This is a genomic window from Bacillus gaemokensis, assembly GCF_001590835.1.
Classification (GTDB): Bacteria; Bacillota; Bacilli; order Bacillales; family Bacillaceae_G; genus Bacillus_A; species Bacillus_A gaemokensis.
In genome coordinates this window covers 519,624-545,305 of the sequence record NZ_LTAQ01000012.1, presented here as the reverse complement: position 1 = coordinate 545,305, position 25,682 = coordinate 519,624, and the positions used below count along the sequence as shown (strand labels likewise).

The 25,682-nt window shown below is 40.2% G+C and carries 30 protein-coding genes and 1 pseudogene; 8 read left to right on the top strand and 23 right to left on the bottom strand.

Annotation, left to right across the window (positions count from 1 at the left end; all coding sequences use genetic code 11):
• Nucleotides 1–24: 24 nt before the first annotated feature.
• The 10 genes and pseudogenes from AZF08_RS13885 to AZF08_RS13845 form a co-directional block, all read right to left on the bottom strand.
• The gene (locus AZF08_RS13885; RefSeq protein WP_033672945.1) at nt 25–378 is read right to left on the bottom strand and encodes a YxeA family protein; all 354 of its coding nucleotides are present in this window, start codon (nt 376–378) and stop codon (nt 25–27) included.
• A gap of 144 nt (nt 379–522) precedes the next feature.
• Nucleotides 523–615 (bottom strand): annotated as a pseudogene (locus AZF08_RS29890) (iron-sulfur cluster assembly accessory protein); the annotation flags it as partial.
• A gap of 291 nt (nt 616–906) precedes the next feature.
• Nucleotides 907–1,485: a hypothetical protein gene (locus AZF08_RS13880; RefSeq protein ID WP_033672947.1), complete on the bottom strand. Its 579-nt coding sequence runs from the start codon at nt 1,483–1,485 to the stop codon at nt 907–909.
• A gap of 148 nt (nt 1,486–1,633) precedes the next feature.
• Nucleotides 1,634–4,996 (bottom strand): phage tail tape measure protein, encoded by a 3,363-nt coding sequence (locus AZF08_RS13875; RefSeq protein WP_033672949.1) that lies wholly within the window; start codon nt 4,994–4,996, stop codon nt 1,634–1,636.
• 76 nt (nt 4,997–5,072) lie between these two features.
• Nucleotides 5,073–5,831: a hypothetical protein gene (locus tag AZF08_RS13870; protein WP_033672950.1), complete on the bottom strand. Its 759-nt coding sequence runs from the start codon at nt 5,829–5,831 to the stop codon at nt 5,073–5,075.
• 21 nt (nt 5,832–5,852) lie between these two features.
• Nucleotides 5,853–6,455: a hypothetical protein gene (locus tag AZF08_RS13865; protein WP_033672951.1), complete on the bottom strand. Its 603-nt coding sequence runs from the start codon at nt 6,453–6,455 to the stop codon at nt 5,853–5,855.
• Nucleotides 6,427–6,891: a hypothetical protein gene (locus AZF08_RS13860; RefSeq protein ID WP_033672953.1), complete on the bottom strand. Its 465-nt coding sequence runs from the start codon at nt 6,889–6,891 to the stop codon at nt 6,427–6,429. Before AZF08_RS13860 ends, AZF08_RS13865 begins: the two co-directional genes overlap by 29 nt.
• On the bottom strand, nt 6,888–7,190 hold the full coding sequence (locus AZF08_RS13855) for a helix-turn-helix transcriptional regulator (protein WP_033672955.1): 303 nt from the start codon (nt 7,188–7,190) through the stop codon (nt 6,888–6,890). Before AZF08_RS13855 ends, AZF08_RS13860 begins: the two co-directional genes overlap by 4 nt.
• Nucleotides 7,191–7,373 carry a Thoeris anti-defense Tad2 family protein gene (locus AZF08_RS13850; protein ID WP_033672957.1) on the bottom strand — a complete coding sequence of 61 codons (183 nt, stop codon included), beginning with the start codon at nt 7,371–7,373 and terminating at the stop codon, nt 7,191–7,193.
• Between the two features lie 604 nt (nt 7,374–7,977).
• Nucleotides 7,978–8,382 carry a hypothetical protein gene (locus tag AZF08_RS13845; RefSeq protein ID WP_201030640.1) on the bottom strand — a complete coding sequence of 135 codons (405 nt, stop codon included), beginning with the start codon at nt 8,380–8,382 and terminating at the stop codon, nt 7,978–7,980.
• A gap of 1,258 nt (nt 8,383–9,640) precedes the next feature.
• On the opposite strand from AZF08_RS13845, the gene AZF08_RS13835 reads away from it, so the two are divergent.
• Nucleotides 9,641–10,210, top strand: coding sequence for a recombinase family protein (locus AZF08_RS13835; RefSeq protein ID WP_033672961.1), 570 nt, complete (start codon nt 9,641–9,643; stop codon nt 10,208–10,210).
• Nucleotides 10,211–10,646: 436 nt separating this feature from the next.
• Entirely contained in the window at nt 10,647–10,823 is a 177-nt protein-coding gene (locus AZF08_RS30480) for a hypothetical protein (RefSeq protein ID WP_161486790.1), read from the top strand.
• Between the two features lie 86 nt (nt 10,824–10,909).
• Here the strand turns inward: AZF08_RS30480 and AZF08_RS13830 are convergent, their stop codons facing one another.
• The 10 genes from AZF08_RS13830 to AZF08_RS13785 form a co-directional block, all read right to left on the bottom strand.
• Complete coding sequence (locus AZF08_RS13830) at nt 10,910–11,929, bottom strand: hypothetical protein (RefSeq protein ID WP_033672962.1); 1,020 nt, start codon at nt 11,927–11,929, stop codon at nt 10,910–10,912.
• Nucleotides 11,930–12,055: 126 nt separating this feature from the next.
• Complete coding sequence (locus AZF08_RS13825) at nt 12,056–12,262, bottom strand: hypothetical protein (protein WP_033672963.1); 207 nt, start codon at nt 12,260–12,262, stop codon at nt 12,056–12,058.
• A 711-nt stretch (nt 12,263–12,973) separates the two neighbouring features.
• On the bottom strand, nt 12,974–13,165 hold the full coding sequence (locus tag AZF08_RS13820; protein ID WP_033672966.1) for a hypothetical protein: 192 nt from the start codon (nt 13,163–13,165) through the stop codon (nt 12,974–12,976).
• Between the two features lie 12 nt (nt 13,166–13,177).
• Nucleotides 13,178–13,495, bottom strand: coding sequence for a hypothetical protein (locus AZF08_RS13815; protein ID WP_033672967.1), 318 nt, complete (start codon nt 13,493–13,495; stop codon nt 13,178–13,180).
• Nucleotides 13,496–13,571: 76 nt separating this feature from the next.
• Nucleotides 13,572–14,135 carry a hypothetical protein gene (locus AZF08_RS13810; RefSeq protein WP_033672968.1) on the bottom strand — a complete coding sequence of 188 codons (564 nt, stop codon included), beginning with the start codon at nt 14,133–14,135 and terminating at the stop codon, nt 13,572–13,574.
• Between the two features lie 658 nt (nt 14,136–14,793).
• On the bottom strand, nt 14,794–15,831 hold the full coding sequence (locus AZF08_RS13805) for a tyrosine-type recombinase/integrase (RefSeq protein ID WP_033672970.1): 1,038 nt from the start codon (nt 15,829–15,831) through the stop codon (nt 14,794–14,796).
• 242 nt (nt 15,832–16,073) lie between these two features.
• Nucleotides 16,074–16,427 (bottom strand): HesB/IscA family protein, encoded by a 354-nt coding sequence (locus tag AZF08_RS13800; RefSeq protein WP_000611448.1) that lies wholly within the window; start codon nt 16,425–16,427, stop codon nt 16,074–16,076.
• 41 nt (nt 16,428–16,468) lie between these two features.
• Nucleotides 16,469–17,335 (bottom strand): diaminopimelate epimerase, encoded by an 867-nt coding sequence (gene dapF, locus AZF08_RS13795; RefSeq protein WP_033672972.1) that lies wholly within the window; start codon nt 17,333–17,335, stop codon nt 16,469–16,471.
• A gap of 166 nt (nt 17,336–17,501) precedes the next feature.
• On the bottom strand, nt 17,502–18,728 hold the full coding sequence (locus AZF08_RS13790) for a NupC/NupG family nucleoside CNT transporter (protein ID WP_033672973.1): 1,227 nt from the start codon (nt 18,726–18,728) through the stop codon (nt 17,502–17,504).
• 103 nt (nt 18,729–18,831) lie between these two features.
• Nucleotides 18,832–19,071 (bottom strand): YuzB family protein, encoded by a 240-nt coding sequence (locus AZF08_RS13785; RefSeq protein ID WP_000595025.1) that lies wholly within the window; start codon nt 19,069–19,071, stop codon nt 18,832–18,834.
• Between the two features lie 552 nt (nt 19,072–19,623).
• Between AZF08_RS13785 and AZF08_RS13780 the strand changes: the two genes are divergently transcribed.
• From AZF08_RS13780 to AZF08_RS13765, 4 genes are all read left to right on the top strand, one after another.
• Nucleotides 19,624–20,694, top strand: coding sequence for an NAD(P)/FAD-dependent oxidoreductase (locus AZF08_RS13780; RefSeq protein ID WP_033672975.1), 1,071 nt, complete (start codon nt 19,624–19,626; stop codon nt 20,692–20,694).
• A 69-nt stretch (nt 20,695–20,763) separates the two neighbouring features.
• A complete protein-coding gene (locus AZF08_RS13775) occupies nt 20,764–21,423 on the top strand; it encodes an ABC transporter ATP-binding protein (protein ID WP_033672977.1) in 660 nt (219 codons plus the stop codon).
• The gene (locus AZF08_RS13770) at nt 21,407–22,195 is read left to right on the top strand and encodes an ABC transporter permease (RefSeq protein WP_033672979.1); all 789 of its coding nucleotides are present in this window, start codon (nt 21,407–21,409) and stop codon (nt 22,193–22,195) included. The genes AZF08_RS13775 and AZF08_RS13770 overlap by 17 nt, the downstream gene beginning before the upstream one ends.
• A 70-nt stretch (nt 22,196–22,265) precedes the next feature.
• The gene (locus AZF08_RS13765) at nt 22,266–22,550 is read left to right on the top strand and encodes a zinc ribbon domain-containing protein (protein WP_033672981.1); all 285 of its coding nucleotides are present in this window, start codon (nt 22,266–22,268) and stop codon (nt 22,548–22,550) included.
• Between the two features lie 152 nt (nt 22,551–22,702).
• Here AZF08_RS13765 and AZF08_RS13760 read toward each other — a convergent pair whose 3' ends face one another.
• Nucleotides 22,703–23,035, bottom strand: coding sequence for a zinc ribbon domain-containing protein YjdM (locus tag AZF08_RS13760; RefSeq protein ID WP_033672983.1), 333 nt, complete (start codon nt 23,033–23,035; stop codon nt 22,703–22,705).
• Nucleotides 23,036–23,331: 296 nt separating this feature from the next.
• Between AZF08_RS13760 and AZF08_RS28695 the strand changes: the two genes are divergently transcribed.
• On the top strand, nt 23,332–23,490 hold the full coding sequence (locus AZF08_RS28695) for a YqbF domain-containing protein (RefSeq protein ID WP_082245988.1): 159 nt from the start codon (nt 23,332–23,334) through the stop codon (nt 23,488–23,490).
• A 282-nt stretch (nt 23,491–23,772) separates the two neighbouring features.
• On the opposite strand, the gene AZF08_RS13755 is transcribed toward AZF08_RS28695, so the two are convergent.
• A complete protein-coding gene (locus AZF08_RS13755; RefSeq protein ID WP_033672985.1) occupies nt 23,773–24,573 on the bottom strand; it encodes a nucleotidyltransferase domain-containing protein in 801 nt (266 codons plus the stop codon).
• Between the two features lie 89 nt (nt 24,574–24,662).
• The gene (locus tag AZF08_RS13750) at nt 24,663–24,971 is read right to left on the bottom strand and encodes a YuzD family protein (RefSeq protein WP_033673568.1); all 309 of its coding nucleotides are present in this window, start codon (nt 24,969–24,971) and stop codon (nt 24,663–24,665) included.
• A 208-nt stretch (nt 24,972–25,179) separates the two neighbouring features.
• Here AZF08_RS13750 and AZF08_RS13745 point away from each other — a divergent pair, with 208 nt between their 5' ends.
• Nucleotides 25,180–25,416 carry a NifU family protein gene (locus AZF08_RS13745; protein ID WP_000431179.1) on the top strand — a complete coding sequence of 79 codons (237 nt, stop codon included), beginning with the start codon at nt 25,180–25,182 and terminating at the stop codon, nt 25,414–25,416.
• The last annotated feature ends 266 nt before the right edge of the window (nt 25,417–25,682 follow it).

Below are 25,682 nucleotides of genomic sequence, written 5' to 3'. Positions count from 1 at the left end.
ACCCACAGGTCAACTCCTTCTTCATTATTTTACGCCTAACTTTTCTTTCACTTTTGCAGGAAGCTCGTCCTTCTTCACTTCTTCCCAAGCTGTTACACCTTTTTTATCAGAGTGGAATACACGTAAGAATGCTTCTTTACGAAGGTTCTTTTGCACATTAAATTCCATTGTTTTTTCTTTACCATCTTTATCAAATCCAGCTAATTTATATTGATAATCTGTATAAGGAGTACCATCACTAGCCTTCCCTTTGTCTTCTTTTCCATCAACTGTAATTTGAACATAGTACTCATCTTTTCCCATACGATTCAAGTCACAACCAACTAACATCGTAGCAAATACAACTAAAATACTAAAAAGTGCCATATATCTTTTCATGTCATTCACCTCATGTGTTTTTTATTATGTTGTTATCATAATCCCTTTTTGTCTGAGGAGAAATTCAAAAACATGACATGAACATTACACTTTTGTAAGATAACAAAAAAATAACCTTCTCACTTATTCGTGAGAAGGTTATGATTAACACTCTTCTGGCTTACCAGCATTCGACGCCGTACGGAAAGATGATCCACATCCGCATGATGCGATTGCGTTCGGGTTATCGATTGTGAATTTATCGGTCTGTTTAACGCAGATTAAAATGCGATAATATCAATGTTTTCAAGCATTTAGCATGATTGTTTTTCGCTCTAAGGGTTAATAATACCGCTCTTACTTAACGGTCTATTACGTTAACTCCATCATACCCAAACTTTTCCGCATTGACAAGTAAAAATGTATCGAATCTCGGCGTACCTTTACGCAATCATATGTATAAAAAGGAGACGTAAGTACGAAGACCCCGCCTCAATTTTCTTTTTTCTCTTTAACGTACTTATACATCATAGACTCGCAATTAAGTCTTTACGCCTTATACTCGTCGCTATATTTCTCAAAGAATACCCGCAATGCAGCCTCTACGATATCGTCTCGATTTAAGCTGTACTGATTTTCAAAGCTATCTACCCTCGCACATAATTCTTTGTCTAAATTCATCGTCCTACGCACTTTGTCTTTCGATGCAAGCTCTTTTGTACGTATGTATAGCGAGTAAAGAGGCTCTACGTTTTTGGAAGAATCATCTGATTGTACAGCACATTCTTTACGCTTTGAAATCGCATCGTCTTTTCCATTAACGCTTCCCCACCATTCCATCATTTTACGTAAATCTTTCATTTCGTTAGTTGTGAAACTGCTATTTATATCAACGTTGGATACCCTTTTTGGTGCGTTATTAGTGTCTGTTATAAAATCTTTTATGTTTTGATGTAAAGGAGCTTCTCCCTGCCCTGTAAATCGCCAACCTACACCACTTTTTTTACTATATTCATACCCCGCGTTTTTCAACCCCCTTAACAACCTTTTATCACATATACCAACTTCTTTTCCAACTACCTTAGCGCTATTCGTTCTTAACGCCTTTATCACTTCTTGAATTTTCATATCTTATTGCCCTTTCCTTTCCGACTACATTTACGCTCCTTGCGTAAATTTTGTATAATTCAAATAATTTAATTTTACTTTCTCAATATAACATATAAAAGTAGAAAAGGTGTAGCGAATAGCGCCACACCCTCCACTTTCACTTATGTTAATACCCTCTAGCACGTTGTCGTTGCTTTTCTAAGCGCCCTAACTCTTTAGCGATTTTTTCTATATCATTATCGTCACGGACATTCATTTCGTGGATATGATTCGTTATAGAAACTCCACTACTACCACTTGTCGCCGTTTCTTGTGCCTTCATTACGCTCATTGCCGTACCTGCGTTAAACGTTCGAATCATGTTAAATAGATTCTCCTGCTGCCCTGCGGTAAGTACCATTTCGTTTTTAAGTAGTCGTACGTCCACTTCGTCGAACTTCGGACGATTAGGTCTCTGCGCCCTCGGTGATCCACCATTATGGTACTTAGGTCGAATACTCTGTGTAGTACCGCCGTTATGTCGCTTACTGTCGCCGCTTCCTGTTAACGTCTCCCATATCTTAACGAATACGTTTTTGGTTTCGTCTTTTGACGCTTTTTTGCTAAGGCTTTCTACTTTAGAGTCCGCACTAGATGTATTCGCATCTACCTTCTTCGTCTTACCTTCTTCTATCTTTCGATTCGTTTCAAGAATCTTAGCGTTTGCTTGCGTCGGGTTTCCGTCGATAGGCTTCGTTTTCGCTGCCTCTGCCTTTTGGTCGGCTTCCTTTATCTTTGCGAATGCGTCCGCTGGGTTTGCAAGGATTGCTTTTACTTTCTCTCTTTCCGCTTTGCTATCTACTTGCGCTATTTTGCTAAACGCATCCATCGGATTACCAAGAATCGGCTTCGTTTTCTTCTCTTCAGCTTTTAGATTCGTTTCGATAATCTTAGCGTTTGCTACCGTTGGATTAAGGTCTAAAGGCTTCGTTTTTTCCTCTTCTGCCTTCGCATTCGTATCGTTAATCTTTCCATCCGCTTGCGATGTATCGGCATTGACCTTTTTCGTCTGCTCTAGCGCTGCGAGTCTGTCTAAGATAGTTACTTTGTTTTCACCTTCGGCGGTGTCTACGTTAACCTTTTTATCGACTGGCTTATCTAAAATCTCCTGTAGTTCGCCCGCCTCTCGCTTACCATCACGTACTGTCATGTTGAACGTTTCTTGCTCGCTTTTGTTTTGTACGATAGCGCCCTTTAACTCTCCATACTTGCTTACATTTTGATTAGCTGCGTCTAACTGCTTTTGTTGTTCTTCGGTTAAACCGCCATTCGCATTCTTAACTTCGTTGAGCTTGCCGATTTTCTCCTGTTCTTTCGCAATAGCTACGTCGATAGCTTCGATTTCTTTTCCCTTTTCGTAGTTAATGCCCGCTTGCGCCATCTTAATAGATACGATTTGGTCGAATGATGCATTACCCTTTTGCAGCGCTTGCTCTGCTAGGGTTACTTCGGCTTGTTTCGAGTAGATTTTCGCCTTGTGTTCTTGTAGCTCTTGCTTAGATGTATTAAGTTGATCTTTGGATTTGTCTATGATTTGCTGCTGTAACTCTATCTGTTTTTCTGACCCATTCTTTCGCACCCTAACCATAACTTCCTCACGAGTAGCAAGGTTCGCTTGTGCTTCCTCTACCTTTTTGACTTTATTCGGCGTATCGTCGATAAGGTCATTTACTGTCTTTATCGAATCCTTATATGTCGTTAAGTCTTTATGTAGGTTTTTCATAGCGTTAGCTTTTTGTAGCTCTAGCTCTGCTTCTTTCGCCTTGTTTAACTCCTCTACGTACTGGCGTGCTGCGTCTGTACTTGTGGCGATGGCTTGTCCTCTATCGTTGAACGAGCGAGCTGTTCCTGGGGCTTGTTCTATAACCTTGTCCGAAAGTTCGATAGTCTTTTGAATTTGGTCGTTATTTGCACCGCTCTTTTGTATAAGCGTATCTAGTGCCTGTTGGATTTCTTGTTTAGCTCGTGGGTCTGTTGCACGTTCTAAGTCCTGTTGTAAGCTGCGGTATTTTAAAAGCTCTTCGTTGCTTAGATTTACCTTACTTCGAAGATTGTCATACTCGTCTGCTGCACTCTTTAATCCTTCGCTCTGTTGGTCTAACGATTTATAAGTATCGAAAGATACCTCTTTAAACTCTTCGGTTTCCTTTTTCGCACCAACGAGTACGCCAGTTAACGCACCGACTGCGATAGATATCCCTGCAATCCATGCTGTAGCTGGGTTACTTATTAGGGCGACACTAAACGCACGCACTGCCGTAATTGCCTTCGTAATTCCCGTCGCGAATAGCGCGACCCCTGCCGCTGTACCCGCTGCTGCTAATCCTGCGCCTACCATTTGTGGGTCTAGTTTTGCTAGTACATCTACGAACCCTGTTGCGCCTTTTACTACTGCTGTAAATGCTGGTAGCATCTTCTCGCCGATTCCGATAGCTAAACCTTCCGCCGCACTCGTAAGACCGTCCCACGCACCTTTTAGCGTTTCCTGCTGAACCTTCGCCACTCGCTCGGCTGTGCCTGCGCTGTTTTCTAATCCTTTCGAGTAATCCGCTAGACCTTGCTCGCCTACTTTTAACAGGGCTACGAACCCACTCGCCGCCTCTGTACCTACTAAGTGGGCTGCTGTCGCTGTTTTCTGCGAGTCTGTCATGTCCTTCGTTTTCTCGTTTACTTTACCGATAATTTGTGGTAGTGGTAGCATGTTGCCGTGCGCATCTTTAACGTTAAGACCTAGCTTCTCCATTTCCTTCTGTGCTGCACCTACTGGGCTGTTTAACTGTAGTAATGCCGCACGTAACGCTGTACCTGCCATCGAACCCTGTATACCTGCATCGGACATCTTCGCTACTGCTGTAGCCGTGTCTTCCATCGAAATGCCTAAACTTGATGCTACTGGGGCTACGTATTTCATCGCATCTCCTAACATTGGTAAGTCGGTGTTTGCGCTGGTCATCGTTTTAACTAATACATCTACTGCGTGTCCCGTATTGTCTGCTGATACACCGAACCCCGTCATGATGTTAGATACTATATCCGCACTTCGTCCTAAGTCCATTTGTCCCGCTGCCGCTAAGTTAAGTACCGACGGTAATGCCTTAATTGACTGCTCTGTTTTGAAACCAGCCATAGATAGATACGAAAGTGCTTCCGATGCTTGTGTCGCACTAAACTGCGTACTTGCTCCGAGGTCTTTCGCTGTTTGCGATAGCTTTGCGAACTCCCCATCTGTTGCACCACTAATCGCCTTTACACGAGCCATTGATTGCTCGAAGTTAGCTGCTGCGCCAACACTTGCGCCTACTGCTGCTACTACTGCCGTACCTACTGCTGCACTAGCTGTAGTTAATGCTGACATTCCTTGCGCTGACTGTCTACTACTATTGCTTAACCCTTGCATATCGTTTCGAGCTTGTTGTACTCCTTGTCTAAACTGGACGTTGTCGAGTACGAGTCTAGCCCGTACTTCGCCCGCATTTGCTCCGCCTGCCATTTAGTTTCCCCTCCGTATTATGTATTTTTCACATAGAAAAAGACGCGAGGGTCTAAATCATCCCGCGCCTTAACTTTTATCGTGTTCGTACCGATTCTACTTCCTGTACAAAGCCTGTTTTCTCTTCGAAGTATCGACTAGGCTCGTTCATGTATTTCGCTGTATCCTCGCTAATTTCGGCTGCCGCCTTTTGAATGAATCCGATAGCGAATGGCGCACCTGCTAGACTCTCTATATCTTGAATAGCCGCTCTAGCTCCTGTCGCATCTCCCACTTCCGATTGACCTTCTAAACGCTTGTACATGTCGCCCAGTTGCTTACGTATTGCCACCTTTTGTCCTGCTGGTGTTAGCTCTAGTACTTGCTGCGACATATCCATAAAGGAAGCTAGCGCCTGTTGAGCTAATGCAGGTTCTTTCTCAGCAGATACGAGCTGCTCTAGCGACTTAATAGCGCTTGTACTAGATGATGCGAACATTACTGCGCTTTTCACTTTACCCGCTTTTAAATCGAATAGTTTCTGCGTATGTTCTTCGACTTTTGGCGCAGTAGCGATTAGTACTTTTTCGGCTTCTAGTTTCGCTTCTTGCAGCAGCGCTTCGTATTCATCACGACGCTTCTGCATCTCACGCATAAAGGCTACTTCGTACTTATCACTAAGTTTCTTCGCCTTTTCCTTCTTCCCTTCGTACGTTAGCATTTTGTCCATTTCGATTGCGTTACGCTCTGGGCGGTAAAATTCGTTCATTAAACCGCTCATGAAACTTGTTGTACCTTTCTTAATTTCTCTAGCTTTGTCGATGTTTTCTTGAATAATGTTAGTAGTGTTTGCCATTGTCTCCTCTGTCTCCTTTAATTAGTTAGTTTTTTCTTGAAGTGCTACAGGTAGCTTTTGATATCTATGAATCTGCTCTATGATATGCTCGTCTATTTTTGGCATATCGGCATCTTGAAATACTCCGTAAAAGTATCGCTGCGCACCCTTACGTCCACGAGCTAGACTATTTAAGTCAGAACCTATTTCGTTAAACTCATTATTTAACTCGTAGTACGCCACGATGGAACGGTAGTATTCCAATATAGCCTTCTGCGCTCGTTCTATGATTGGTTGTACACGTTCTTTTTGAACCTTGGGTTCAATACTGTTATCCCAGTCCGCCCATAAATCCTCTACAGTGATTCTCCCTTGTAGCTCCTGTTCGGCGTACTCATTCGCTTGACTCGCCTCTTTCTCTGCTACTTGCAGCGCAGCTTTAGCCTTGTCGATATCCCCTAGCGCCTTCTTCTTTTGAGTCCCGACACTTTCGCCTGCAAACCCCTTGCGCAGTACATCTTCATATACCACTACAGCAGCTGCTACACTCTCTTTCGCATCTCTTACCTTCTGTGCGTATCTTTCTGTGAACTCTAATGCCTTATCGTCTTGTGCCTTATATTTCTCGTATAGTTCCCATTCCATCTTTCGTTTCCCCCTCTAATAGTTGAATACCTTTACGCAGCCACTCGATTAATACTGTGCGCCACTTCGGTATTTGTTTTATTTGTTTTATTTCATTCGGATCTTTTAATTCATACATGTCGATTAGAGCTATTTGCATCTTCTCGTCTTCGAAACTTCTGAATGTTTCCGAGGTATCTTCCTGCGTTTTAAAGTGTCCCGTCATATCGGGTTCACCTAAACACGCTAGATAAATAGATTCGGTGCTTGTCCATACATCGAACGCTGGTAAGTCGTCGCAGTTGCTCCACACTATTTCTCGTATCTTCTTGGCTATTGGCTCATCTTCTACAGGCGAGATAATTTGTGCGAGTAAATAATTATCGTCGTATACATAAGCGTATAAGAAGGAGCGCCCCCACAGTTCGTGGACGTTACATACCATGAGAGGTCTCATACATTTACACCCGCTTTCGTACTTCCGTCTTTTCTTTTAACTTTAGCTCGTGCGGCTACTTGCGCTTTAACTGAATCTTTTAGCTCTTTTAGCTCCTGTTCGTACATAAATACGTCTATCTTTGCAAGGACTTCGTCACCAAGCACCGTTCGGATTCGCTTTACACTATCTCTATTCGGGTTTTGTAACCCCCTCTCCCATCGATTTACAGCTTGTCGATTAACACCTGCCAGATTTCCTAACTCGGTTTGCGTTAAATCTAGAAGTTTTCTTGTAAAACGGATTGTCGCAGCATTCATTTAACACACCTCCCAATCATCTGTGTTGACGTCTTCTTTCGTTGGCTTATACATTCGTTTTGAGCCAGTTTTCATTACAACGCACTCACTATAGGGAAAATAAATAAATTCCCCTTTGCGCCATGCTTTTCTTCTTAATCTTTTGTCTTGCTTTACTAATTGCATTGCCTTAAGAAAATCCATATATGTAACTACCTCCTGTATTTCCATACTTTATGTACGGTTAATATTTAAAAAAAGTGACAGACATCGTAGGTTAAAATTAGGGTTGGGCGCCCCGCCCCGCAACTAGCGCCCTCTCTAATACGGCAGGATTGAATATAGCTGCGCAATAAGTACGAACCCGAAGCGCATACGAGCTTGGTACTTACTTAACTAGATTGAGAACAGGTGCGTACCCTATTCCCTTCACCTATATGTACGGCTATAGACTCAAAACGTGTATACTGGAACGAAACTTTTTTATATTTTTTACGCAGTTGATTCACTAGAAAGAATTCACCCAACCTTTCCGTTTCTCTAGGCGCAGTCTTCCTGCCTACTTGGTATCCGCTCCGCTATATTCTTCGCTGCACGTAGTGTGGTCTAGCGGTACTGTTCGTTTTCTCTTCTTATATCTTTTATCTTTTATATACGCATTCTTTCCTTCCTCTTTAAATACTTAGTAGTTACTGCGTTAACATTGTCTTGTATGTTAATACGAGACAAACTCTTTATATATTTAGCGTTTATATATTTAACGTTTATATATTTACCGTGTGGGTAGACGGTACTATCGTTAGTAGGGTTAAGCGGCACTATCGTTAGTAGGCTTAACCAACACTGGCGCAGCTACTGGCTTCGTAAGCTCGTAAACTTCCATATTAGGCACGATTTTAGCGCCGTTCTCGTCTACTAAATATCCATCATCGGAAATGCGGGGCGCATAGCTCGGGAAGTATAGCACTCTATTGCGTAATCCCTCACGTCGTCGTTCTCGTCTAATCAGTCCGTTTGCCTCTAATATGTCTGCGAGCCATTTAATACGCTTTCTATCTACTTTTAGATGCGCCATAATCCCCTCATACGATTGGAAACATGCGCCGAAAAAGCTGTCCATTTCGTCCTTCTTATAGGTATAAGCATGTAGTGTGAAGTAAAAAGCTATTACGTCACGTATCTGCGGTACTTTCTTTCCCTTCGCTTTGTACATCTTGTGTACTTCCTTTATAATGCGAGGAAATACATCTTGCATTAACTTAACGTTGTAAATATCATAGCCGCCTGCATCTAGCAGCCCCTGCTTATCATTTACTTGTGTTACTGGGTTGTTTTGTTCTACTGTCATTCTCGTTCTCTCCTTCTTGTTTTTATGATGTGGGCTAACCGCCCCATGCGTACCTATAGGCGCTTAGTATTCGAAAGGCTGGTATTCTACGCAAAAAAAGAGACCACGACATAAGCCGTAGTCCGAAGAAAAAGAGTGTAGTATGACGTTGTAGTGAGCGGACAACCCTAGCCGCCCTTCCGTTTCTCTAGGCGCAGGTAGTTAGTAATACTGGTATGCGTAACCCCTCAGATTTAAAAATATGTAAGCAAGGTGCGTACACGAGTTGCAGCGGTATCTGCCCCCAACCATGGGGGAAATGGTCGATTCGCTTCGGGTGGCTCGGTGTATTCGCTTCGCCACCTTCCTTCCTCGCAAAGTCCTCGCCACTGGCTTCGCTGCTCTTCACTTCGATGATAAGCTTTGATTGTGATTCCTTTTCGGACGCTTCTTTCCTCGCAAGTAATCTTCTTTGCTGCGCTTGCAATCTGACTCGACTTCGATTGACTTCGCATTCAATCTTTAATCGCTTTTCTTTTTAGGATCAACTTTGCTTTACTCTTCGAAGACAACGCAAAAGACTTCGCAAAGTAATACGATTAAAAGAAACAAAGACATTGCAAAGACTCGCTGCTTTCCTCGCATTCAATTACCTTCTAATACTTACAGCTGCGATACTAGAAGACGCATAGCATTAGGTAGTACCGCATGTACCATACACCCAGCAGCGTGCAGCCTTAGCGTGTCCATGTATAAGTACTGCGCCCACCATAAAGACATAGACGCTGCAAAAAGACGCACAAGGTTCATGGAGACGTTCTAGGACGTTCGAATACAATTTTACAGTACCTCATCGCATATAAGCCCGTGTGCGCAAGCCTGTGCAGCCGCCTATCGCCCTATGCCGTACCGTATCGGCGTGTAAGGATATATGCGGGCGTATTGATAGAAATGTGAGAACATATGCCGCCCTGTCATCGTAATAATTGAATATAGGGGCGTTTGATAATGTTTCCCTAAAAGTATAATAAAAGGGAATCGAAGTGCCGCCCTTATTTTATGCGGGTTTAAACATTCCCTATTTTCATTCCCTAAATAATATGTTAGAATAGGTACAACAATATAAGAAAACGGGGAATACATAATGACATCATTTGGATATGCAAGGGTTTCGACTAGAGAGCAAAACTTAGATACGCAAATAGAGCAATTAAAAACTAGAAAATGCGATGTAATTATAGAGGAAAAGATGACAGGCGCAACGTTTAAGCGTCCAGAGCTAGAAAGATTACTCGAGACTGCGCAGGACGGCGATACTATCGTAGTAACTCGTGTAGACCGCTTAGGGCGTAATACGCAGCAGCTACTAGAGCTAGTAAACGAATTACAGAAACGAAACATCACGCTATTTGTAATCGAACTGGGAATGGAAGTAACGCATAGAAACGGGAAAATGTTCCTTACGATTCTATCTGCGCTTGCTGAAAACGAAAGAGAACTACTAGCGGAGAAGCGTAACGCAGGGCTAGAGAATGCGAAACGTAAAGGCATTAAACTAGGGCGCAAGGGTAAAGCGAAAGGACAGGTAGAGCTTGCGATTGAAATATGGAAACAAGGCGATAAAACTATTAAAGAAATCGAAGAAAGTACAGGCGTAGGTAAATCTATCCTCTATCGTGAAATAAAGAAACGTGATTTAAAACGAGAAGTATAAGGGGCGCTCATAAGGGCGTCTTTTTTGTTGTCTACGTGACCCCTTGAGTTTTAGAAAGTGTCCCCAGCCCGACCTCGCAGCAGGTTTACAGCCCCGTGATTTCGCCTGTAGCGTAAACGGTTGTAATCATTTAAGTTACACACGAACTAGCGTAACCCCTAGAGCCGCATAGCTTTGCGACATCTTACGTTAACTTATCAGATAGTTTACATGGCGTAAATCGTTGTTACTTTACGCATATAAAAAGAGCCACGCATTCTCGGCGTAACCCTCCCATCGAGTATTACTATATAATACTACATTTCAATATGTACCGATATGTACTGCTATATACCACTAATCATCGAGCATCAAACGCCATTTCGTTGATTACTCCGTATTAATAGATACTGATACATTCCGATATCCTATGCTACGTACCAATAATGTACCTATTATGCACAAATGTTTCGAGCCTGTCGATTGCCTTGCGAAAGAAGTACGCACTCAACTGCTAAATATCGAAGAGAAGGCGAGTGCAGACGTTAAAACAATGGATATTAACGAAGAAATGTGCCTACAAACGGCAGTAGGGCAGGCATTCGCTTCGGGCGATACTACGGCGATTATATAATACCTTATACAAAGAAAAGAGACGCCTATTACAGCGTCCCACCTTCGTATCCTATTCGCTTCATCGTGTCCATGTCCAAACTAATTTCATTGTTGCGCACCTTCCTGCTCTTCCATTTCCTTCATTTCATCTTGCCACTTATCACCAATACCACCACTAGGCGTATTCCAGCGCTTTTCTTGACGTAGGATTCTCGCCTTGTCCTCTTCGGTCATTTCCGATTGGTATTGCTTCGCTTCCTTGCGCTGTTGTTCTTCATATTCTCGTTCCTGTTGTTGCAGATGTCTTTTGTGCGCTTCTTCATCAATAATCTTATCGCAGCCATGCGCTTCTTGCTTCGTTTCATCGTGTCCATGTCCGCAATAATCGTTAGGAATAGCAGACTTTGTACTCTTTGCAGGTGTATCCGCCTTACTCGATGTGGGCTTGTCAGTAGCCTCGCTAGTCGTATCTGCTACGCTATCATTCTTAGGTGCATCCTTTGCCGTATCCGCTCCTTGTCCGATGAATCCACGTTTATTGTCTAGCGTCGTTTGTTTCCACTCATTAGCGCGGTTTATTTCCGTACGATGCGCGCCGTATAACTTCAATTCGTCGTCTTCGTGAGTGAAATACACTTCAATACGCGTTTCTATTCCGTTAGATTCGTACTTATATGTGTACATTGTACCTTCCCACTTCTTTCCGTACTGTTTGATGCGCATGAATGACGCAAATGCAACGTTTTTATCTAGTGTTTTCGCTACCTTTTCCGCACTCATACCGACTTTTAACGATTTAAATGAATCTATGGATAAACTTCCGCCGTTATCAACATCAAACGTTAGTTTCTGCGGCTTCTTACCGTCAATTTTGATGTCAAGGTCGATAAGGAATTCACTGTTCTCAGATTCGCGTAATGCGTTCAGCTCTTTTTCGACTTCCTTCGACTTCTTTTCAGCTTCGTACATTTCCTGTGCAACCTCTTTCGGTGACTTTTCGGTATTGATTTCGTTAGATTTACCTTCGTTAGTGTTACCTTCGTTGGAACCACCGCACCCACTTAATAGCGCTGTTGCCGTGATTCCTACTAACATTACTTTTTTAATTGATTTATATGTATTCATTATTTGATATCCCCTTTTACTATGTCCAGTGCTTCAACTTCCCACGCATGATTATTTTGAATGTACTCATTTATGTATTGTTCATCGAATAACAGGCTTCTTCCGCCTTCTTTACTGAATCGAACCTTAATGCGTCCCCTTCTCCTTTTTCTTTCGCCACTCTCCAATCATATCTGTAATAATTGCTGCGAATACAGCCAGCCCGAATATTACTGCGGCTGCATCAAGATACAAGTTTCCGATAATATCCGTAACGACTAGCCCTATGAACGCTATTAACAAAAGTATAGCTGAATGTTTTTTCCCTTTTTTTATTTTTACTTTTATTTTCATATGCGCATTCCTCTCCTTTCAAAAGTAAGAAGACATTACGTCCTTTTATTTTTTCGTCACTCTCTCTTAAATTACATTGTTAACTCTAATTAAATCGCACTGTATATAACTTCAAAACAAAACACGCTATATATGATTTTGTATAAAAAATAACTTTTGGAATCTATAAACAGAATGGGTTATAATACAAGTATATGAAAAAAAGCCCATCGTATTAGCGTACGAAAGGCTTTTCGCAAGGTGGTGAATACATACATGGACGCAATCACCGTTACTGCGGTTTGTTCTTTACTCATGGTCGTTATGGGAATGATTAACATGAGCAAAGGAAAGAAGTAATATTTTTTATTGAAAGTCTTTCAGTGTTAGCGCACTGAGAGGCTTTTTTCTTTATATAGTATTCCTCAAATACCAATAACTATTCTAAGAAGTACATTAAGTACCATTAAAATTTGGTAGCATTTAAAAGCAATAGGCGCAGTTAAGTGAAATCACGTGCGCTCAAGTGCACTAAAGTACACTAAAGTATACTCCAGTACAACTATTTCTATTATACCGTTGCTCTCTCGAATATTTCAACACAAACATTAACATTAGTATTAACATTAACGTTAACACTAACAATTCATTTTGCATTCACTGCATATGCGCAATGCTTTCGCCTCAAAAGCGTAAACAACATTCTTTACGCATACGCCTCTGCATATACCGCTACCACCTTGCGTTCTTTTTGCGCAGCCTACGTTCGGTTATAATCGCCGCACCTACTACGGTAGACACCAGCAGGAACAGTACGGCGATGATATCAACGACAAGGCTATCGAACTTAGACGAGACGCCGACGAATACCAGCGCTACAGTTAATATCGCTAGCATGGTTAAGGTTACTTTGTCTTCGCTCATAGATATCCGCTCCTATCTATCTTTTTCTTCCTGCAATAGCTTATCAAACTCTTCTTTAATCCACTTTTTCACACAGACTTTACACACCCCACCCGAAAACAGGCGTATTTTCTCTGAATTTAAAGGTTGAATATACTCCTCAGCTACTCCTGTTTTACGACAATAGACTGTTTTAATATCCCAATTGCGAATAATATGTAACTTTCTTATTGTATTCACATTAGATAAGTTAAACTGTGAAAGACTACCTACCATAATAGTTTGGTCACTTCGCAAACGGTTTAAAAGCCCTTCGAACAGCTCTGCCTTTCTCTCTATGCTGATGTACATACAATTTCCCCCTTATCCCGATACATTCTACTCTTTATTGTACCGCAAACAGTAAATTTATGTAATTAATCATCCACTAAGACGCAACCCTCTTACGACTTATAAATGAACGCACAGCGCCTCTAGCACTATGGAATGTACGTCCTGTTTTCTCTGCTAACCTTCTAGCAATTTCACTCTTATTTTCTATGTAATCCGTATCAAAAACGATATCCACTATTAGCTTATCGGTCTCCCTTTCACAATGCTTCTCGTAAAATTCTTCTCTTACGATTGCTTCTAACGCCTTTTCCTCTACATCTGTATTCGTATCTATTTTATCTATTGTGTCCAAACCTTCACCAACTAGCTGCAATACTCTACGCCTATTCCCTCGATTACCACAATATTGCCTTACACTCTGATATATAAGCGCCTTTACTCTATTATCAAAGCTCCCTTTATTTATATCAAACGACCTCACTGCGTATTCAATCTTACGGTAACAGTCGTCTATAAAATGCGTTTCATTATTCATCTTGTACCAATTTTCGAATGTTAGCCGTTCTATTAGCGGCATATAGTGCAATTTAATAGCCCACATTCTCGCTGTATCCCTCTTAGCTTCGATAGCTGCTGCGTTTAGCTTTTTGCTTACCATTATGTTGCTTCCCCTTACTGCGTATTATGTTTACCTACGCCGTTCCGCAACTCTTCGCCAATGGCTAATATTTTCGATTTTATACTTGACTATGGTTAACAAAATTACTAGCAGAGGGAGAGCGTCTAGGAAATAACGGCGCAGCTTACCCCTACTCGCAAAGATAAAATCATCAATGCGAATAAGAGGTAAAGCACGATACTAGCATCGGTCGATTGCTGAGGTTTCTAAGTATGCCCCTTCCAACTTTGGCGATTTCTCACCCTTCGGTCTTTCTATATCGTAGAGCTTCCCACGATACATATCTTACCGAAGACCCTGTTACCGTAGTAACAAAGCTCGTCCACTCCTCGCATTTTTGCTTTCGCATGGTAGCGACCACCTAGCCTACACACACGTGGAAGGGATGCGTGTTGAATGTGTAGCGCTGATGTTTGCGGCGGTTCAGCTCCCCTTTTACGTGTTTTAATTTAACGACTTGGTACGGCTTCCACGTCGTGACTCTACCGCAGCAGTACCTAAAAAAGACAGCACTTAAGAAGCCTTGCATTCCTCGAAAATTTTCGATAAAATGAAGGTACTGAATGACGGTATCGTCGGTTATTTAGTTATATGCGAATGTTTTAAGTCTCCAGTTGGCGCTGGGGACTTTTTCTTTTTAGTAAACTCTTTTAGTAGCTCGCTGATATAGCTTTGCTATTGGCGAAAAGTCGTCATGACTACGCCGTATTTCTTCTGTATCCATTTGAATGTATCTGCGCATCGTTCGCATATCAGCCCATCCGCCCATTTTCTGTAATGTAAATGGATCACAACCGTTTAGAATCATATTTTTAGCCCACGTATGACGATAGACATGCGCAGTTACCTTCTTACCTTTAATACCTGCCTTTTCTGCGTAATACTTTAGACGCTTATTAAAGTGATTCGCCCCTAGTAGCTCACCGAAGCATGAAAGGAATATACGGTCTGTTTTAAAATGCGCCCTATTCTCTTCGATAAGTTGTAGTAAGAGCTTCGCAACAAATGCTGATATCGGTACATATCTAGGCTTACGGTTTTTGTTTCGTTCGCCTGTCAATGTTATAAAGCGTGTCTTAAAGTCAATCTCTTCCATTCGTAAATTAAGAGCTTCATTAATACGTAATCCGCTATCTAAAAGCAAATTAATAATTACAAAGTCTCGAAAACCTACATATTCTCGCTGATTAGGTTGCGCTAATACCGCTTTTACTTCTTCGTCTGTTAGACAGTTTGTAAGGTCTACATCTTGACGCAGCAGCCGTACATTATCCATCGGATTGTACTCTATTAGCTCCTCACGCTCTAAGTAATTCAACATAGAGCGATATGTACGCAGCCGTATATTAATTGTCGTTTCTTTTAGACCTCTTTCTTCTCGATTGGTAATAAACTTGTGACCATCGTAACGTATAGCATCGTACTGCAAATAATTAACATAGTTACGGAAAATATCTGCTGTAAGCTCGTTAACATACTCTATATCGGAATAATTTTCATTAAGCCAATCGGTAAAATATCGCCACATCTTGATATAATCCGTTAACGTTCGTTCTCGCAGCCCCTCTGCTTTTTTACCTGCTATTGCTATATCAAGCGCTTGCTGTAAAGTTATCTTAGGGTACAACTTGTGCGTAGTGCGCTCGGCTCGCTTCTTCTTACGTTTTAATGCCAACAAAAAAACCCCCTCAACGAATGAATTTTGTAATTCACCGTCAAGAAGGGTCGGTATTATCAATCCTTATAGATGCGCAGTAGGGTTACGTAGATACACTTAGTTACTTGTGTATGCTAGAATTTCAGACGTTATCTATCGCCCTCATTCCTTTACCTTCACTCTATGCGCTTTATGTTTGCGAAAAGATTACACGCTAATATCTCGATACTAAAAACGTTGATTTGACGCACTTTCTAGCGTTAACACTCTTCCGGCTTACCAGCATTCGACGCTGTACGGAAAGATGATCCACATCCGCATGATGCGATTGCGTTCGGGTTATCGATTGTGAACCCACCGCCAAGCATAGATTGCTTGTAATCAATGTTAACTCCTTTTACAATCGGAGCACTTTCTTTATCAATAACAAATTCAACACCGAAAAATTCAAGAACTGTGTCGTCTTCATTTGGTTCTCTTTCAAATCCTAAGCCGTAAGAAAGCCCACTACATCCACCGCCATGTACAGCAAGGCGAACGTATTTCTCTCCATCTTCAGCATCTTTTAACATATCTTTAATTTGATATGCAGCCTGTTCTGTTACATTAATCATGAAATCCACCTTCCTTTCTTCTCTCGTTCTATTATACATCTTTACGCTTCTATCTTGTACTCATACACTCCGCGGCAAATTACCTCGGCTGGTCCTTTCATCAGAACCGTCCCTTCTTCTGTCCACGCAATCATTAAATCGCCACCTGCTAAATGAACTGTAATTTCTTTACCGCGTTCCATTTTCCCATTTAAAATTGCCGCTACGACAGAGGCACATGCTCCTGTTCCACAAGCTTGTGTAACACCTGATCCACGTTCCCACACACGGAAGTTCATTTCCTCTTCATTTACAATTTCAATGAATTCAACATTCACTCGTTCTGGAAACATTTCGTGTGTCTCAAGTACTGGGCCTAGTGTTGTAAGAGGTGCTTTTTCCACATCATCAACAAAAATGACCGCATGTGGATTTCCCATCGAAACAGCTGTAAACGCATAACGATGATTATTGTATAGGAAGTCTTCACGAATAAATGGTGTTTCTCCCTCGCCAAGCATCGGTAACTCTGCGCGAGTTAAACGCGGCGCTCCCATATCGATTTTAGCTAATGTAACGATACCATCTTCTATTGTTACTTCAGCTGTTACAATTCCAGCCAATGTTTCAATCGTAAAAACAGTCTCTTCTACTAGTTTATGCTCATACGCATATTTGGCTACGCAGCGCAGTCCATTCCCGCAGCTTTTTCCCTCTGAACCATCATTATTAAACATGCGCATTTTCACTGGCGCAACTTCTGATGGACAAATTAAAATCATTCCATCTGCACCAATTCCAGTATTAATATTCGAAACTTTTTCCGCCACAAGAGATAGTTCTTCTTCCGGAATCTGTTCTTCAAACATGTTTACATATATATAACTATTTCCAAGACCATGCATTTTTGTAAAAGAAAATTGTTTCATCCTCATTCACTCCAAAAATAATTTGTTGTTTTAAGTATAAAATGCATGCTTTTGGAACACAATAAGAACGTCCCCCGTTTCTTATATTTAACGGCTTGTATATAGAAGCCGTTCTTACACAAATTGTGTAAGAAAAAAGCCCTTCGCGAAAAGGGCCTTTTTTTATTTATACAAACATCCCAGCAATTGCAGCACTTAATAAGTTCGCAAGCGTTCCGGCTATAATTGATTTTAATCCGAATTTAGCAATGTCACTGCGGCGAGTCGGTGCCATTCCTCCAAGTCCACCGAGTAAAATGGCCACAGAGGAGAGATTAGCAAATCCGCAAAGTGCAAATGTAATCATTGCTGTTGTTTTCTCTGAGAGTTTCCCCATATGAGGAGCGAAATCAGTGAATGCTACAAACTCATTTAAAATTAACTTTTCTCCAATGAAACTCCCGGCTGTAATTGCTTCTGTCCACGGTACACCAATGACGAACGCCAACGGTGAAAAAATATATCCTAATATAAGTTGCAGTGACAAATCTGGATAACCGAAAAGACCACCGATGCCACCAACAATTCCATTCAAGAGTGCAATAATCGCAATAAAAGCAATTAACATTGCTCCAACATTTAAAGCAAGCGATAACCCATCAGCAGCTCCACGTGCCGCTGCATCAATGACGTTTGCTGGCTTTTTGTCATCATCTTTCGTATCTTCCTCATGCGCCTTATGTACTTCCGGCTTTTCTGTTTCTGGAAACAGTAGTTTCGCCATAATAAGTCCTGCTGGTGCCGCCATAACACTCGCAGCTAATAAAAATTTGAGCGGAACACCAAGTGCAGCATATCCAAAAAGTGTTGACCCTGATACGGACGCTAAACCACCGACCATAACGGCAAATAACTCTGATTTTGTCAGACGCGGCATATATGGTCGAATCACAAGCGGTGCCTCAGTTTGCCCTAAAAAAATATTTGCTGTTGCAGATAATGATTCCGATTGGCTTGTACCTAGAAGCCTTGCTAGTGCGCCTCCAATAATTCGAACAATCCATTGCATGATTCCTAAATAATACAAAATGGCAATGACTGATGATAGGAAAATTAAAATTGGCAATACACGAAAGGCAAATACAAATCCCGCCATCTTCGTCGGATCCCCTAAACTACCGAATAAAAATAAAATACCAGCATTCGCAAAATCCATAATTTTTTGCACAAACTGCGTTACTTTCTCTAGAATGATTCGGCCTATCTCCCACTCAAGCACGATAAAACCAAATAACAATTGAATTGCGAGTCCCCCAAATACAGTACGTGGTGAAATCGCCTTTCTATTATTTGAAAGTAAATATCCAATAAGAAGAATAACGATAATTCCAGCAAGTCCCCAAATGATATTCATTCTGTCACCTCAAAGATTCAAATTCTTTGTTAGCATTTCCTCCAAGAGAGCTTTTACTCTGGTGAAACAGATGGAAAAAAAGACGTTGCTCATTAGCAACGTCTTAAAACATCGGATTTTCATCTAAATAATCATACACATTGTTTACAAGTTCTTCGACCGTTGCACCTTGAACAACTTCACCGTTCACTAGTGCAAATGGTCCTTCAAAACAAATGCCACAATACCCGAGACAACCATATTCCATAACATCTAAATTCGGATCTTTTTCTAATTTTTCTAATGCTGCTTGCGAACCACTCGCAAGGTTACCTACACAAAATTCGATTAATGGCTTAATCAAAACTATCCCCCCTGTATTTCTAAAAAATAAATCTATAATTAAGAAAACTAAGCTGTTTCTTGTTGTTTTAATTACACTTACTAAAATATTTAGCTACTTTACTGTTTCATTTCAAATCAAAAGATCTTCTCTATATAAAGTGAAGCTTCCATCAGTGGGAGTTTTCTTCATCCCCCACTTATGGTTAGTTGAGCCAATCCACTTTGATTTCCCAACATACACATCACTGCTATGAAAACAGAAAAAGATCTCCACTCATTTCCTCCTTCTGGTTTCACACGGCATGGGGCGAAAAAAGGCACTGACCGCTTCTATCCATCGTCGGACGCTCTCTCCAACCTAAAAGAAGGTGTTTATTTTAAATACAGAACTTCAACAGACAAATTAAAACAGTTTGCTCCACTTTTCCTCTTATTGTACAACAGAGTACTCATTCATGCATTGTTATTTGTTCACAAATTCGATATAATTTGAGTGAGTAAAGTCAAAATATTTTTTCAATATATAATTGTATGATTAGGGGATATTTCAACAGAAAAGGGGTAATCCATCATGAAACACCTCGTATTACTGGGTGGTGGCTACGGTGGGATGAGAATTCTGCAGCGGCTTCTTCCAAACAATCAACTTCCAGATGATGTCCAAGTGACATTAATCGACAAAGTACCATACCACTGTTTTAAAACAGAATATTATGCATTAGTAGCGGGTACAATTTCAGAAACGCATATTCGCATTCCGTTTCCAGAGCATCCGCGTCTCAACATTCAATATGGCACTGTGACGAATGTCGACCTCGAAAATAAAGCCGTTCATCTCGATAGCGGTGAAGAAATCCAATATGATGATTTAATTATCGGACTTGGCTGTGAAGACAAGTATCATGACGTTCCAGGTGCAAAGGAATATACGCATAGCCTGCAATCTATTGAGCAAACGCGTAAAACATACGAACAATTAAACAGTTTAGAGCCAAACGCAACAGTTGCTGTTGTTGGCGCTGGTTTAAGCGGTGTTGAAGTTGCAAGTGAACTTCGTGAAAGCCGTTCTGATTTAAAGATTTACTTATTTGATCGAAAGGATCGCATTCTATTCCCGTTCCCAGAGAAATTAAGTAGATATGTAGAAGAGTGGTTCGTAAAGCATAAAGTTACAATTATACGAAACTCTAACATTACAAAAGTAGAACCAAACATTGTGTACAACCATGATGAACCACTTGAATGTGATGCAATCGTATGGACAGCTGGCATTCAAGCAAATGAAGTTGTTCGAAACCTTCCAGTCGAACAAGATAATAGTGGACGGGTCGCATTAACGAAATATCACAATATTCCGAATAACGAACACGTTTATGTTGTTGGTGACTGTGCTTCACTTCCGCACGCACCATCTGCACAACTTGCTGAGGGCCAAGGTGAACAAATTGTCCAAATATTATTAAAACGTTGGAACAATGAACCACTGCCTGATGAACTACCTGTTATTAAACTAAAAGGTGTTCTCGGCTCTCTCGGTAAAAAGCATGGCTTCGGATTATTAGCAAATCAGCCGTTAATGGGACGTGTACCTAGATTATTAAAGTCCGGTATTCTTTGGATGTATAAATATCATAATGGTTAAGAATAAAAACAAGGGCGCTCCGCTCTTGTTTTTTGTTACGATATAAATAGAATCAGAAAGGAGAAGATTATGTTTCTATTAAAAGACGTAGCATATAAAGATATCCTACACATTCCTTACTTAGAGATTCACAAAGAAAAAATCACCTGTATTATCGGTGAAAGTGGCAGCGGGAAAAGTACCTTGCTCCGTATGCTAAATGATTTACAATCCCCAACAGCTGGCTCTATTGAATATAACGGAATGCCTATTCCGTCCTATTCACCCATTCAACTGCGCCGCGAAGTCGTGATGCTTGGGCAAACGCCACCTATTTTTGAAGGAACAGTCAAAGATAACTTGCTAATGGGGCTTCGTTTTTCCGAAAAAACTTTCCCGCCTAACGATGCCTTACAACAAGCACTTGCAACTGTTAGTTTAGACAAAGACTTAGAAGATAATGCCTCCTCCTTATCTGGCGGTGAAAAACAAAGACTTTCCTTAGCTCGCGTTTTACTAATGGATCCGCCCGTTTATTTATTAGACGAGCCAACTTCTGCATTAGATGCTGAAACAGAAAAGCGCGTCATGAAACAGTTTGCTGCAGTCGCTAAACAAAAAAAGAAAACCGTTATCTTCATAACCCATTCACAACAGCTTCCAGAAGAAATTGCAGATGATATTATCGAAATTAGTAAAACAAACGGCGCTACTCGAAAGGACGTGCTCGCAGTTGAAGGGCGTTATTGAACTACAAATTTGGCAACTTGCCGCTGCATATATTTTCATTATCATTTTAATCGGACTTGTAAAACTAAAAGGAATTCCGCGCGAAAAACAAATCACCATCGCAACATTACGTATGACCATTCAGCTTGTGCTCGTCGCATACGTACTTACATACATATTTGAAAATAGTAATCCATTTTATACAATCGCTATCATTACTTCTATTACTACATTTGCAATATTTAACATCTATAAACGGATAAACGTGCCTATGTCAAAAGAATTAAAACGAGTTGCCGCCATTTCCATGATTGCTGGATCAATCGGACCGCTCTTATTATTTATCTTTGTCATTATTGGACACGACCCTTGGTATGCGCCGCAATATATCGTTCCAATCGCCGGAATGCTAATTGGGAATGCCATGACCGGTATCTCTCTTGGTGCAAATAACTTCTTAAACAATATGAAATCAAAAAGAGATCATATCGAAGGTGCACTTATGCTTGGAGCAACTCCAAAAGAAGCAACCGCCTCACTTGTAAGAGATGCTTTTGATTCAGCCATTTTACCAACGATTAATTCCATGGTTGGAATGGGAATCATCAGCCTTCCTGGTATGATGACAGGACAAATTTTATCTGGTGTTTCACCATTTACCGCTATTCAGTATCAAATTGCTATTATACTTGGGATTTCTGGGAGTACAGCTTTTTCTGTTATCATCTTTTTACAACTTGGTTATAAAACATTCTTTAATAAGCGGTGTCAGTTGAAAGAGATAAAGTCTTAAAGGGTAATTGTGTCTCTAACATAAACATACTATAATCATTGAGAATACATATAATTTAGAGGTTGATCTCATGAAAAAGTATAAAAACTGTCAAAGTTGCGGCATGCCATTTTCAAAAGATGCAAAGGACGGCGGCACAGAAAAAAATGGAGAAAAAAGTACAAGGTATTGCAGTCATTGTTATGAAAATGGAGCATTCACCCTACCTCATATCACAGTAGATGGAATGAAACAAATTGTTGAAAATAAAATTGTTTCATTTGGCTTCCCGAGATTTTTATCTAAATTCTTTACAAGAAGTATTCATAAACTAGAACGATGGAGCGGTACACCTAATAAGACGAAAAGACTCTAACATCTTAGTCACAATATGTTAGAGTCTTTGCTATCCAAGCATTTTTATTTAAGTCTTAATAAAGTGAGACTACAAGAAAGACGCTCATTAAGATGGTATTTCTCCTTAATGAGCGTCTTTTATTTCTCATATTTATTACAATAAAAACTTTCTTATATCTTCTTAACAAATTGAGATTTTAATTTCATAGCTCCAAAACCATCAATTTTGCAATCAATATCATGATCTCCATCAACTAAACGGATGCTTTTTACCTTTGTACCGATTTTGATAACCGATGAAGTTCCTTTTACTTTCAGATCTTTGATTACTGATACAGAATCACCATCTTGTAACACATTTCCATTTGCATCTTTCACAACTTTTGTATCTTCAGTTTCTGCTTCTAAATTCCACTCATGCGCACATTCTGGACAAACGAAAAGAGCTCCATCTTCGTACGTGTATTCTGAATTACATTTTGGGCAATTTGGTAAATTAGACATAATTTTATTTCCTCCACTCATTATCATTAATTCTAATCTATAAGAATTATATTCAATTTCCTTTTTTTACAATTTCGTGAGAATAGAAAGTAATATCTTGAAATTCACATAATAATATATGGAATTCCTACATTTTTATATACTGCCATACTCTTCTTCTAATGACAAGTTCTCCTTACATTCTTAATTTCCATTTCACTTTTAAAATACAATTTACAGAATATCTAGGTATCACCATCCAAATATTGGATATCATAATGATAAATATGTAATTGTATATAACGGAGGTATACGTGATGTATTATGTGAAACTAATTCAGGGGCAATCCTTTTATGCTTTTGATCATCGATTCTTATTAGATCAAGAGGAACAAGTTACACAAAGAATCTTTAAATACCTGTGTAAAAATGAATTTTTTGAAGTACGTAAAGATGAAAATATTTCCGCATCATAATAAAATTACACGTAAAACGAGAAGAAGAATCCTCGGTGGATTCTTCTTCTCATTTAATAAATTACAAAAACAAATAGATGTATATAGTAAAAATCACGACACTCATATATTAGAATACTTATATAAACATTGTTTTTTTACACCAAGTTAAACTTTTACTTCCTTTAAAGTAGAGGAAGTTATATGAATTAAGATAAACCTACTGATTGAATGCTACTGGCATAGCCAAAGTAAAATTCAATACAAAAAAGCAGCCATACTATTTCTAGTATGGCTGCTTTTTTACCCTTCCCACTTCTTCCTACACTCCTCAATTTGACTAAGCAAATACCTCTTCGTCATATCTGCCCGTTTCCAAACGGAAATCGTTCGTTTCTTTCCCTTATTATGACGTATCCGCTCAACTTCTTGTAATAAAGGCAGCCATTTTTCAGTGGAAGACCTCATCATATATTGTAATCCCTCATCTTTTGAAACAATTGTTTTATGCTCTAATGTATACAAAATACGTCCCATCGTCACAACAGCTGATTCCACCCATTCTTCAATCAGAAATAAGTACGGGCGTGATACCTTTCCACTCCAGTACTGTTCCACATTATATTTCATTGTCTCTACAACTTTACTCCATGGCGTTTGAAACGGTAGCTCGCTCGCTTCTTTCCCAATGACGGTAATACCACGATTCTTTAACGTCCACCACGTAACAGCATTCACATCCCAGTGACCTACGTTAATTTTCCCATCCGCACAATAGACATACTGCGGCATTTCCTCATTGTATTTTCCTAAATCAACAAGTGGAATATACATACCGTCCATTCTTTTTCCGAGCATACTTTTACTCAATTTTTTATGTAACTCACTTATTTGTATTTTCTGGGCTTCACTGACTGGTTGTCTCGTTACCGTAACAAAATCAACATCACTTGTATCCGGATGAAATGCCCCTAACGCAATTGAACCATATACATATACCCCGATTAACTCTTCATTTAGAAAAATAGCTCGTAATCCATCCACATATTGCTCCATTAAGCCTTTTACTTCTTTTGGCAGACTATGTTTCACTACACTCTCCATATATATCCCCCTTGATAAAATCTCCTATTATAATTTTTTTCCATATACATGTATAAGAAAAGCCTTTGCAATCACAAAGGCTTTTTATATTATAAATATTTCTCGATTTCTTCGTATACGTCCTTCAAACGAGGATTTCCTTCTCCAACGATTTGCCCGTTCACAAGAACAACCGGATAAAATAAATCCTCTTCAATTACACGTTCTACAAATGCTTGCTTATCCGTGTCTTCTTGCTCTTCTTGAATATCAATGTATTCAAACTTGAATTTATCATCTTTCCCTTCATACTTACGACCAATTGCTGCTTGTAGCCATTCGAATGTTTCGGCCGAAGACGGCATTCCAACGCAGCTCGCACAAATTACTTTTGCCCCATATACTTGAACATTTACCATTCCTTCTCCCCCACTTCTCTGCTCTAACAATACGCTTAGATGTCTTACCTTATAAACACATCTCTTTACAAGTTTCATTCTTGTCCCCTATACTGAAAAAACACATTGTAAACATGCTACAATATTTTGACAATAAAACAGGAACAGAAAAAATAGATTTTCCCCTGTATCTTGATTATAATAAAATGGATGAAAGGAGTCGATAAAAATGGAAAACCCAAATATGCAAGAACAAGTACTAGAAGTATTAGATAAATTACGTCCGTTCTTACTTCGTGATGGCGGTGACGTTGAATTAGTAGATATTGAAGAAGGTATCGTTAAACTACGCCTTATGGGTGCATGCGGTAGCTGTCCAAGTTCTACAATCACATTAAAAGCTGGTATCGAACGCGCACTACTTGAAGAAGTACCAGGCGTAATCGAAGTAGAACAAGTATTTTAATTTAAAAGCGGAAGTGGCTTGCTTAGAATGTGAGGAGGATGGAGCTTCTGACATAGAGGCGATTTTTGCCTCGGCGGAAGAAGCGAAGCCACCGAACATTCTAGCCGCTGGAGCTGGATATCACTAAAAGCGGAGCCGACTGTTCAGCCCTGACGGCTAAGGTTCTTTCGTACAGAAAGTACTTTTTACTTTCTCGTACGGAAGGCTCTTAGACGCGAAGGGCTAGGAGGCAGAGCTGGATAATCTAAAAGTGAAAGCGGCTTGCT

Coding starts and splice junctions, on each gene's coding strand:
- AZF08_RS13885 (WP_033672945.1), bottom strand. CDS start 378: ATGAAAAGATATATGGCACTTTTTAGTATTTTAGTTGTATTTGCTACG.
- AZF08_RS13880 (WP_033672947.1), bottom strand. CDS start 1,485: ATGAAAATTCAAGAAGTGATAAAGGCGTTAAGAACGAATAGCGCTAAG.
- AZF08_RS13875 (WP_033672949.1), bottom strand. CDS start 4,996: ATGGCAGGCGGAGCAAATGCGGGCGAAGTACGGGCTAGACTCGTACTC.
- AZF08_RS13870 (WP_033672950.1), bottom strand. CDS start 5,831: ATGGCAAACACTACTAACATTATTCAAGAAAACATCGACAAAGCTAGA.
- AZF08_RS13865 (WP_033672951.1), bottom strand. CDS start 6,455: ATGGAATGGGAACTATACGAGAAATATAAGGCACAAGACGATAAGGCA.
- AZF08_RS13860 (WP_033672953.1), bottom strand. CDS start 6,891: ATGAGACCTCTCATGGTATGTAACGTCCACGAACTGTGGGGGCGCTCC.
- AZF08_RS13855 (WP_033672955.1), bottom strand. CDS start 7,190: ATGAATGCTGCGACAATCCGTTTTACAAGAAAACTTCTAGATTTAACG.
- AZF08_RS13850 (WP_033672957.1), bottom strand. CDS start 7,373: ATGGATTTTCTTAAGGCAATGCAATTAGTAAAGCAAGACAAAAGATTA.
- AZF08_RS13845 (WP_201030640.1), bottom strand. CDS start 8,382: ATGTACAAAGCGAAGGGAAAGAAAGTACCGCAGATACGTGACGTAATA.
- AZF08_RS13835 (WP_033672961.1), top strand. CDS start 9,641: ATGACATCATTTGGATATGCAAGGGTTTCGACTAGAGAGCAAAACTTA.
- AZF08_RS30480 (WP_161486790.1), top strand. CDS start 10,647: ATGCACAAATGTTTCGAGCCTGTCGATTGCCTTGCGAAAGAAGTACGC.
- AZF08_RS13830 (WP_033672962.1), bottom strand. CDS start 11,929: ATGAATACATATAAATCAATTAAAAAAGTAATGTTAGTAGGAATCACG.
- AZF08_RS13825 (WP_033672963.1), bottom strand. CDS start 12,262: ATGAAAATAAAAGTAAAAATAAAAAAAGGGAAAAAACATTCAGCTATA.
- AZF08_RS13820 (WP_033672966.1), bottom strand. CDS start 13,165: ATGAGCGAAGACAAAGTAACCTTAACCATGCTAGCGATATTAACTGTA.
- AZF08_RS13815 (WP_033672967.1), bottom strand. CDS start 13,495: ATGTACATCAGCATAGAGAGAAAGGCAGAGCTGTTCGAAGGGCTTTTA.
- AZF08_RS13810 (WP_033672968.1), bottom strand. CDS start 14,135: ATGGTAAGCAAAAAGCTAAACGCAGCAGCTATCGAAGCTAAGAGGGAT.
- AZF08_RS13800 (WP_000611448.1), bottom strand. CDS start 16,427: ATGATTAATGTAACAGAACAGGCTGCATATCAAATTAAAGATATGTTA.
- dapF (WP_033672972.1), bottom strand. CDS start 17,335: ATGAAACAATTTTCTTTTACAAAAATGCATGGTCTTGGAAATAGTTAT.
- AZF08_RS13790 (WP_033672973.1), bottom strand. CDS start 18,728: ATGAATATCATTTGGGGACTTGCTGGAATTATCGTTATTCTTCTTATT.
- AZF08_RS13780 (WP_033672975.1), top strand. CDS start 19,624: ATGAAACACCTCGTATTACTGGGTGGTGGCTACGGTGGGATGAGAATT.
- AZF08_RS13775 (WP_033672977.1), top strand. CDS start 20,764: ATGTTTCTATTAAAAGACGTAGCATATAAAGATATCCTACACATTCCT.
- AZF08_RS13765 (WP_033672981.1), top strand. CDS start 22,266: ATGAAAAAGTATAAAAACTGTCAAAGTTGCGGCATGCCATTTTCAAAA.
- AZF08_RS13760 (WP_033672983.1), bottom strand. CDS start 23,035: ATGTCTAATTTACCAAATTGCCCAAAATGTAATTCAGAATACACGTAC.
- AZF08_RS28695 (WP_082245988.1), top strand. CDS start 23,332: ATGTATTATGTGAAACTAATTCAGGGGCAATCCTTTTATGCTTTTGAT.
- AZF08_RS13755 (WP_033672985.1), bottom strand. CDS start 24,573: ATGGAGAGTGTAGTGAAACATAGTCTGCCAAAAGAAGTAAAAGGCTTA.
- AZF08_RS13750 (WP_033673568.1), bottom strand. CDS start 24,971: ATGGTAAATGTTCAAGTATATGGGGCAAAAGTAATTTGTGCGAGCTGC.
- AZF08_RS13745 (WP_000431179.1), top strand. CDS start 25,180: ATGGAAAACCCAAATATGCAAGAACAAGTACTAGAAGTATTAGATAAA.